Consider the following 7,736-nt stretch of genomic DNA (forward strand, 5'->3'; position numbering starts at 1 on the left):
CCCCAATGTGAAAACACTTGGATGTGGTGGCACGCAACGGCCGAGCGTCGATGTCAGCGATATGCCTACTGCAACTGCGAGTAGGCCGACTCGCGGCCTGACATGCCACAGACATCGTGCAGGTTGGCAGCCGTGCTGGCCCTGTTCGACCGATCTGGCAACGACCTTCCTTTTGGCGAGCATGCCGGTCTTGGTGTTTCACACTGTCCAATCAATCAGCACGGGGGCTCGCTGGCGATGCACATCGATTAGCCCGGCCGTCGGTTGCAGGTGAGGGTGTGTTCTCAGCGATAAGAGTTGTACCCGCTATCTCATGTTTTACCATCGCGCCAAAAGCACACCGGACCCCAAATGATTACAGGCACTATCAAATCGCAGATCGACCAGATCTGGAACGCGTTTTGGTCCGGCGGGGTCTCCAACCCGCTTTCCGTGATCGAACAGCTCACCTTCCTCATGTTCATCAAGCGGCTCGACGATCTCCACACGGTCGAGGAGCGCAAGTCCGAAGACCTCGGCATCCCCATGGCCCGCCGCATCTTCCCCGAAGGCGCCAACAACAAGGGCGAGCCCTACGACAACCTCCGCTGGTCCCGATTCAAGCACTTCGAGGCTCGCGAGATGATGCGAATCGTCGATGAGCACGTCTTTCCCTTCCTGCGTCAGCTGGGCGAGGTTGGCTCCTCTTACGGCACCCACATGAAGGATGCGCGGCTTGGCTTTTCCAACGCCAATCTGCTGGCCAAGATCGTGCAGATGCTCGACGATATCCCCATGGTTGACCGCGACACCAAGGGCGACGTCTACGAATACATGCTGGGCAAGATCGCCAGCGCGGGCACCAACGGCCAATTCCGTACGCCGCGCCACATCATCGCGCTGATGGTCAACATCATGAAGCCTCAGCCCGGCGACACAATCTGCGACCCGGCCGCGGGCACCTGCGGCTTCCTTGTGGCCGCGGGAGAATACCTGCGGGAACACCACCCCGAGATGCTGCGAAACAAGGAACAGCGCGACCATTTCCACCGGACGATGTTCCACGGCTTCGACTTTGATGCCACCATGCTGCGGATCGGCGCGATGAATATGACCCTGCACGGAGTGGACAGCGCCGATGTCTCCTACCGTGACAGCCTTGCCGAAGAGCATGGTGCGGACGCGGGTGCCTATTCGCTGATCCTCGCCAACCCGCCCTTCGCGGGCTCGCTCGACTACGACACCACGGCCAAGAACCTGCTGAAGATCGTGAAGACAAAGAAGACAGAACTGCTCTTCATCGCGCTCTTCCTACGTCAGCTGCGGGTCGGCGGACGTGCGGCGGTGGTCGTGCCGGACGGGGTGCTCTTCGGCTCATCCAAGGCGCACAAGGATATCCGCCGCATGCTGGTGGAGGATCATAAGCTCGACGCCATCATCAAGTTGCCCTCGGGCGTCTTCCGGCCCTACGCCGGGGTGTCCTGCGCCGTCGTGGTGTTCACCAAGACCGGCGTCGGCGGCACCGAAGGCCTCTGGTTCTACGACATGACGGCAGACGGCTTCAGCCTTGATGACAAGCGCACACCGCTGCTGGAGGCGGAGAAGCTCGGGGCCTGCCCGACGCAGGCGCTGACGGCAGAGGAGCATGCGAAAAACAACCTGCCCGACATCCTCGCACGCTGGGGCAATTGGGAGGCAGAGGCCGCTCGGCCCCGAACCGCGCAGAGCTTTGTCGTGTCTGCGGAGGACATCATCTCCACCGGGTCCTGGGACCTGTCGCTGAACCGCTACAAGGAAGTCGAGCACGAAGAGGTCGCGCACGCCGCCCCCGCCGAGATCATCGCCGAGCTGCGCGTGCTGGAGGCCGAGATCGCCGAAGGGCTGGATTGGCTTGAGGGGATGCTGGGATGACGAACTTAGTCCCTCTGGGAGAGATCGTAGACATCAAGGGCGGAGGCACCCCTGACAAGAAGGTTCAAGCATACTGGGATGGCGACATTCCGTGGGCATCAGTGAAGGACTTCAAGAGCGGAGTTCTTGATCGAACCGCCGACCGCATAACGAGTGCAGGAGTTGCCGCGTCGGCCACCCAAGTAATTCCTGCTGGGCATATTATTGTTCCGACCCGCATGGCAGTAGGCAAGGCAGCCATCAACACTATTGACCTTGCAATCAATCAAGACCTGAAAGCTCTTTTTCCGAAGCCTAGCGTAGATACCCGTTATCTATATCACGCGCTCCTCGGCAGCAGCGACAAACTACTAGAACAAGCAACAGGCGCTACGGTCAAAGGCATTAAGTTGAATGTTCTACGTGGTCTCAAAATCCCCCTCCCGCCGCTGGAGGAGCAGAAGCGAATTGCGGGGATACTGGATCAGGCAGCAGAGCTCTGCCGCCTCCGCACCCGTGCCCTCTACAAACTCAACACCCTCGGCCAGGCGATCTTTCATGAAATGTTTGACGGTGCGCAGCCAGTCATGGAAGCAGTCGGCAATTTGGGCGAAGTTCAGGGGGGGCTACAAGTTTCGAGGAAGCGGGATGCTCACGAAAGACGCGCCCCGTATCTCAGAGTCGCTAATGTCTACCGTGACCGGCTTGATCTTGACGAAATCAAAACTATCAGCCTGACCGATGCAGAGGCAGAGCGGACGGAACTCCAACCTGGTGATGTGTTGATCGTTGAGGGACACGGGAATCCAGACGAAATCGGAAGGACAGCGGTCTGGGGTGGCGAGATCGATTCTTGCGTCCACCAGAACCACTTGATCAGGTTTCGGCCGAACCAAGCTCGGATTATCCCGCAGTTTTTCAGTAGTTATATGAACTCCATCACCGGTCGGAAGCACCTAACGTCTTCGTCGCGGACGACGACGGGCTTGAACACAATAAGTACCAAGAAGGTAAAGGAGTGCATCATCCCTGTGCCAGACATTGATGAGCAAGCGGCGTTCTTGGCAGTCTATGCTCGTGTCGAACGACAGGACAAGAAGCTCATGGAGCTGGTCGCGAAGCAAGAAAGCCTGTTCGCCTCCCTCCAACACCGCGCCTTCCGGGGCGAACTCTGAGCTCAGCATTTCCGTAAACCGGGCTAGCGACCCCTCTGCCGCTGGTGGTACGTCCACCGCATGAGACCCTTTCGCCTTTCACCCGCCGGAGAGCTGCTGACGCAGGATGGGGATCCATGCGCGGATATGGGCCTCGTCCAAGTCGACGCTGAGCAGATCGAGGTCCAGCACCTCGTCCCGCACGTCGAACGCTGGACCCTGCCCAAGGGGGAAAGCATCGGCATGCTGATCAGCTACAGTTGCCACTGCTGGAGCTCCTCGCTCGACCCAATCCACCCGGACGACCTTCTGCGCATCATGGACGGTACCCGCCCGCGTGTCGTCGACATGGCGCGGCTAGAGGCCTCACATTACTTGCCCGACCTGATGCGGGGCCTCGACCAGCATCGCGTCTACGTCACCGCCAGCGAACGCAACTACGCTGTCTACAACATGTCCTTCATCGCCGATGACGGGCTGTGCTACACTGCCTTCTTCAAGGTTCGCCCCAAGAAGGGCCGCTACAACGGGGCGCGGCATCACCTGGAGCTGTTCGTGGAAAGCGCCTACCATACGGTGCAGCCGCAGAAGGGCACCAAGACCAAGCTGGCCGCTGTTTTGTCCGAGGGGCTCAAGGGGCGCATGGTGAAGTACAGGCGCTAGAAACACCGAAGGGGCCCGCGAGGACCCCTTGGCTAACTCGACATCCTCTTGGTTATCCACCCTTCCGGTTGGACCACCTGACGGTGGCGGGGAAGCTCTTGCAGTCGATCATGAACTTCTATGCCAAACTATATAGAGCAAAGCGGCGTTATTGTCCACTATTACCTGTTGTTGCCTGCAACTGGCGGGTCGCAGGTGCAAGGTCTTCTCAAGGTTGCCCAATGTGGGGCTGCTGGTCTAGCGTCTTGTCTGAACAAGGTGGTTTCAGATGTCGCAATTTTCATTCCTTGCCAAGGGTTTCCCCGCTCTCTTCGCGACGGCGAGCAAGGCCGAGACGCATGCGCTGTCCGACCCGCGGGGCGCGTGCTTCTGGGCAAGGCTGACGCTGGAGACAGCGTTGAAGTGGCTTTACCGGACGGATCCCGCCTTGCGGGAGGTCTACACCGATACCCTGGCTGCTATGATCGCGGAGCCGAGCCTGGAGGCTCTAACCGGCCCAGCCATCGTCATCAAGGCCCGCTACATCAAGGACCAGGGCAACCGCGCCGCCCATGATACCGGCAAGCCGCTGAGCGCCCATGATGCCATCGCCAGCGTCCGCGAGTTGTTCCACGTCTGCTACTGGATCGCTCGCACCTACGCCAAGATCGAGCGGCCGGACCCAACGCTGAGTTTCGACGCGGGGAAGCTGGAGAAGTCCCTGACGATCACGGCCAGCACGGTGGCGCAGATCCAGAAGGTCGAGGCGGATATCAAAGCCGAGCGCAGACGTGCGGAAGAGGCCGAGGAAGCCCTTCATGCCTCTGAAGAGGGGCGTGCCAAGCTGGACGCCGAACTGGCCGCTGTACGGGCGGAGATGGCCGCACTGCGCAGGGCCAACAGCGCGGTGCAGGATGACCACGACTATGGCGAGGCCGAGACCCGCGACAACTTCATCGATCTGCTGCTGAGCGAGGCGGGCTGGGTTCTCGATCAGCGGCGTGACCGGGAGTTCGCCGTGACGGGAATGCCAAGCCAAAGCGGTGAAGGCTATGTTGATTACGTCCTCTGGGGCGACGACGGAAAGCCGCTGGGGCTGGTTGAGGCAAAGCGGACGAAGAAGGACAGCCGTACTGGGCAGCAGCAGGCGAAGCTTTACGCGGACTGTCTGGAGCAACGATACGGTCGCCGCCCCGTGATCTTCACCAGCAACGGCTATGAGCATTGGATCTGGGACGATCAGGCTTATCCGCCGCGAAGGGTCTCTGGCTTCCTGAAGAAAGATGAGTTGCAGCTGCTCCTGCAGCGCCGCGAGAACGTCCGCCCCTTGGCGAAGGTCGATGTGGACCCGGAGATCGCGGGGCGCCACTACCAGCAGCGGGCCATTCGCCGTGTGGGAGAGGCCATCGAACGCGACGCGCAACGCAAGGCCTTGCTTGTCATGGCCACCGGTAGCGGGAAGACACGGACCGTTATCGCCTTGATCGACCAGCTGATGCGGGCCAACCGGGTGAAGCGCGTGCTCTTCCTCGCCGACCGGATTGCCCTGGTTAAGCAGGCCCACGGGGCTTTCAAGGCGCATCTGCCCTCGACCCCCTCAGCCAACCTTCTAGAGAAGCACGACACCAAAAAGAATGACCATGCCGGGGCCCGCGTTTGCCTGTCCACCTATCCGACCATGATGGGGCTCATTGAAGAGAGTAACGGTGGCCAGAAGCGTTACGGCCCCGGCCACTTCGACCTGATCGTGATCGACGAGGCGCACCGGTCCGTCTATCGCAAATACCGGGCGATCTTCGAATATTTCGACAGCCTGCTGGTCGGGCTGACTGCGACACCGCGCGATGAGATCGACAAGGACACCTATTCCCTTTTTGGGCTCGAGAAAGGCGTGCCGACCGACGCTTACGACCTCGATGATGCCGTGGCAGACGGATATCTCGTACCGCCTACGACGATCTCGGTCCCGTTGAAGTTCCAACGCGATGGTATCGACTACAACCAGTTGACCGACGAAGAAAAGGAAGATTGGGACGCCATCGAATGGGATGAGGAAGGCACGAAGCGGGACCGCGTGGAAAGTGCCGACCTGAACAAATGGCTGTTCAATGAGGACACCGTCGACAAGGTTCTGGAGCATCTGATGCGCAACGGGATCAAGGTCGAGGGCGGCGACCGGCTGGGTAAGACGATCATCTTCGCCAAGAACAGCAAGCATGCCCGGTTCATCGTTGACCGCTTCAATGAGGCCTATCCGCACTACAAAGGGCAGTTCGCCCAGCTGATCGACTACAGCGTCAGTTACGCCCAGTCGCTGATCGACAACTTCTCTGAGGCGCACAAGGCCCCGCATATCGCGGTGTCGGTCGACATGCTCGACACGGGGATCGATGTGCCCGAGGTTGTGAACCTCGTTTTCTTCAAGATCGTCAGGTCCAAGACCAAGTTCTGGCAGATGGTTGGACGTGGTACACGTCTTTGCCCAGATTTGTTTGGGCCGGGGGAGGACAAGCAACAGTTCGTCATCTTCGACTTCTGTCAGAACCTCGAATTTTTCCGTGAGAACCCTGACAAGACTGATGGGCCCACGGCCAAGCCGCTCAGCGAACGACTGTTCTGCTCGCGCGTAGAGCTGATAGAGGCGCTGGCGGATGCAGGAGAAGCGCACGAGGAGCTGGTCGAGGACATCAAGTCACGGCTGCATGACGAAGTCCTTGGGATGCCACTGGACAACTTCATTGTCCGCGCCAAGCGCCGCAGCGTCGAGAAGTTCCGCGATCCGCATGGCTGGGATGACCTGACCCTCGATGACCGACTGGCTCTGATCGAGGAGGTCGCCGGACTGCCCACGGCCTTCGAGGATGGAAACTTGCCCGGGAAGCAGTTCGACCTGCTTCTGCTGACTGCGCAGCTGGAGCTTCTGAAGCAGACTGGCGCCTTCGCTAGGCTACAGGCGCGGATTATCAGCTTCGCCTCGGCACTGGAAGGCATGGACAACGTGCCGCTCGTCGCGAAGGAGATGGCGCTGATCCTCGACATCCAGACCGACGCCTTTTGGGAAGACATCACTCCCGAGATATTGGAAACGGTGCGCCGCGGCCTTCGACACTTGGCTGAGCTCATCAACCCAGTTGAGCGCAAAGTCGTCATCACCGACTTCGAGGATGACATCGGTGAAGGCACCGAGGTCACCATGCCAGATGTCGGCAGCGGCGTGGATAAGGCGCGCTTCAAGATGAAGGTCAGACGTTTCATCGACGATCATCAAGACCATATCACCCTGATCAAGGTCCGCCGTGGCGAGGCGCTGACGAGGCAGGACCTCGAAGAACTACAGCGCATCCTAGTTGAGCAGGAGATCGCCGACGACACGCTTATCGCTGACCTCGACGAGGAAGGTGGCCTCGGCCGCTTCTTGCGTTCGCTGACCGGTTTGGAGAAAGCTGCAGCGAAGGAGGCTTTCAGTGCTTTCGTTGCCCTTCATCAGCTTAATTCCGATCAAACCGAATTCCTCGACCTTGTGATCAACAGCTTGACGGAAGCAGGGTACGTGGATCCTGCTAGTTTCTACGAGAGCCCGTTTACGGATTTGGACGACATGGGCATCGCCGGCATTTTTGACAAAGAGCAGGCCAAGGAAATCATCCAGATCGTCAGAACCTTAAATGACGCGGCTGCAGCTTGAAGCTAGAAAACCGAAATTTTGAATGATCTTCGGGTGAGCGTCTTTTGCGCTAGTTCGCCTCGCATAAGTGCCCTCGGTATGTCCCGCTGGCCCGGAAGCTGTATCTTTCGAGGGGTCCAGCTTAGGTCATCAACCACACCTATAGCTTTAGGTTCGCTTTCCCCTGGAATGCCCATTCAAGATAGCGCGCAACATCGCACCTTCGCGGGTACCGCGCTCCGCAAATAGGTTGCGGTGAAGGTGGCTGATCTGCGGCTCTTCCCTCCGGTCGGCAGTGTCCGCAGTCGTTTCGTAACCGACCGGTTGATACCGTCGCCTGATCCTACGACTTCCAGTTCCACGGGAGCAGTTCGTCGAGGCGGTTGATCTTGTGATCGTGGATACGG

General features: G+C 59.4%; 4 protein-coding genes. All 4 read left to right on the forward strand.

What is annotated here, in order from left to right; all coding sequences use genetic code 11:
- The first annotated feature begins 351 nt into the window (after positions 1-351).
- The 4 genes from C8N44_RS18515 (at position 352) to C8N44_RS18530 (ending at position 7,350) form a co-directional block, all read left to right on the forward strand.
- A complete protein-coding gene (locus tag C8N44_RS18515; protein ID WP_107978270.1) occupies positions 352-1,890 on the forward strand; it encodes a type I restriction-modification system subunit M in 1,539 nt (512 codons plus the stop codon).
- Positions 1,887-3,044, forward strand: coding sequence for a restriction endonuclease subunit S (locus C8N44_RS18520; RefSeq protein ID WP_107978271.1), 1,158 nt, complete (start codon positions 1,887-1,889; stop codon positions 3,042-3,044). Before C8N44_RS18515 ends, C8N44_RS18520 begins: the two co-directional genes overlap by 4 nt.
- Positions 3,045-3,170: 126 nt before the next feature.
- Positions 3,171-3,686, forward strand: a complete 516-nt coding sequence (locus C8N44_RS18525; RefSeq protein ID WP_107978272.1) for a hypothetical protein — start codon at positions 3,171-3,173, stop codon at positions 3,684-3,686.
- Between the two features lie 268 nt (positions 3,687-3,954).
- Positions 3,955-7,350 carry a DEAD/DEAH box helicase family protein gene (locus tag C8N44_RS18530; protein ID WP_107978273.1) on the forward strand — a complete coding sequence of 1,132 codons (3,396 nt, stop codon included), beginning with the start codon at positions 3,955-3,957 and terminating at the stop codon, positions 7,348-7,350.
- The last annotated feature ends 386 nt before the right edge of the window (positions 7,351-7,736 follow it).

The organism is Allosediminivita pacifica, from assembly GCF_003054175.1.
Taxonomy (GTDB): Bacteria; Pseudomonadota; Alphaproteobacteria; order Rhodobacterales; family Rhodobacteraceae; genus Allosediminivita; species Allosediminivita pacifica.

Bases quoted from the DNA above. Each gene is read 5' to 3' on its own strand.
- C8N44_RS18515 (WP_107978270.1), top strand. From the start codon at position 352: ATGATTACAGGCACTATCAAATCGCAGATCGACCAGATCTGGAACGCG.
- C8N44_RS18520 (WP_107978271.1), top strand. From the start codon at position 1,887: ATGACGAACTTAGTCCCTCTGGGAGAGATCGTAGACATCAAGGGCGGA.
- C8N44_RS18525 (WP_107978272.1), top strand. From the start codon at position 3,171: ATGGGCCTCGTCCAAGTCGACGCTGAGCAGATCGAGGTCCAGCACCTC.
- C8N44_RS18530 (WP_107978273.1), top strand. From the start codon at position 3,955: ATGTCGCAATTTTCATTCCTTGCCAAGGGTTTCCCCGCTCTCTTCGCG.